The sequence below is a fragment of the Shewanella sp. 8A genome (assembly GCF_023475945.1).
GTDB lineage: Bacteria > Pseudomonadota > Gammaproteobacteria > Enterobacterales > Shewanellaceae > Shewanella > Shewanella xiamenensis.
This window is the reverse complement of sequence record NZ_JAMDJP010000071.1, coordinates 1-1870: the sequence shown is the minus strand read 5'-3', so window position 1 is coordinate 1870 and position 1870 is coordinate 1. Positions and strand designations below refer to the sequence as shown.

Here is a 1870-nt window from a genome sequence, read left to right as displayed (position 1 = left end):
CATCGCGAGTGGGTCAGGGTGGGACGGCTTAAAAACCCTTGTTGCAATGGCAACCAGGCTGACCGCCACCATGGCCGACGATCCGCTCAATCATGTGCTCGACGGTTATCACCGCTTCCGCCGATACGCTCCACGCATGTTGCGCCTGCTCGATCTGCGAGCTGCGCCCGTTGCACTGCCGCTTCTGGAAGCGGTGACGGCCCTTCGTACCGGTTTGAACGATGCCGCGATGACCAGCTTCTTGCGGCCCAGCTCGAAATGGCATCGCCACCTTCGGGCCCAGAGGGCTGGCGACGCTCGCCTATGGGAGATCGCGGTGCTGTTCCATCTGCGCGATGCGTTCCGCTCCGGAGATGTCTGGCTTACTAGGTCCCGGCGCTATGGCGATCTGAAACACGCACTCGTTCCGGCACAAGCCATCGCGGAAGGCGGTCGTCTCGCTGTGCCATTGCGGCCGGAGGAATGGCTGGCAGACCGGCAAGCTCGCCTCGACATGCGGTTGCGCGAGCTTGGCCGTGCCGCTCGCGCAGGCACGATCCCGGGCGGGTCGATTGAAAACGGCGTTCTGCATATCGAGAAACTCGAAGCCGCCGCGCCGACAGGCGCCGAAGATCTGGTGCTCGATCTCTACAAGCAGATCCCGCCCACGCGCATCACCGATCTCCTGCTGGAGGTGGATGCGGCGACCGGCTTCACCGAAGCGTTCACCCATCTGCGCACAGGAGCACCCTGCGCTGACCGGATCGGGCTAATGAACGTTATCTTGGCGGAAGGGATCAACCTCGGCTTGCGCAAAATGGCGGATGCGACAAACACCCACACCTTCTGGGAATTGATCCGCATTGGACGGTGGCATGTCGAGGGCGAAGCCTATGACCGGGCGCTGGCCATGGTGGTCGAGGCACAGGCAGCGTTACCCATGGCCCGGTTCTGGGGCATGGGCACGTCGGCTTCGAGCGACGGACAGTTCTTCGTCGCTACAGAGCAAGGTGAGGCCATGAACCTGGTCAACGCGAAATATGGCAATACCCCGGGCCTGAAAGCCTATAGCCACGTCTCCGACCAATATGCGCCGTTCGCAACCCAGGTGATTCCTGCAACGGCAAGCGAAGCGCCTTACATCCTCGATGGCCTGCTGATGAACGATGCTGGACGCCATATCCGCGAGCAGTTCACCGACACGGGCGGCTTCACCGATCACGTCTTTGCCGCATGTGCCATTCTCGGCTACCGGTTCGCTCCGCGCATCCGCGACCTGCCATCCAAACGGCTCTACGCGTTCAATCCGTCGGCCGCCCCGGCGCACCTGCGAGCGTTGATCGGCGGAAAGGTCAACCAAGCCATGATCGAGCGCAATTGGCCCGACATCCTGCGCATCGCCGCCACCATTGCTGCCGGGACCGTCGCGCCAAGCCAGATTCTGCGGAAACTCGCCTCCTATCCGCGGCAGAACGAGCTCGCGACAGCCCTGCGGGAAGTCGGTCGCGTCGAGCGCACCCTGTTCATGATCGACTGGATTCTGGATGCCGAACTCCAACGGCGTGCCCAGATCGGGCTCAACAAAGGCGAAGCTCATCATGCGCTGAAGCGGGCAATCAGCTTCCACCGCCGCGGTGAAATCCGCGACCGTTCCGCCGAAGGCCAGCATTACCGCATCGCCGGCATGAATCTGCTCGCCGCCATCATCATCTTCTGGAACACCATGAAGCTCGGCGAGGTCGTTGCAAACCAGAAACGCGATGGAAAGCTGCTATCGCCCGATCTCTTGGCCCATGTTTCGCCGCTCGGATGGGAACACATCAATCTCACCGGAGAATATCGCTGGCCAAAGCCTTAGCGTAGGATTCCGCCCCCTCCCGCAAACGACCCC

At 62.1% G+C, this 1870-nt stretch carries 1 protein-coding gene; it reads left to right on the top strand.

Annotated elements, in window-relative coordinates; all coding sequences use genetic code 11:
• Window positions 1–1837, top strand: a 1837-nt coding sequence (locus tag M0413_RS22520) for a Tn3 family transposase (protein ID WP_044305166.1), incomplete at its 5' end; no start/stop codon positions are given.
• Window positions 1838–1870: the final 33 nt, after the last annotated feature.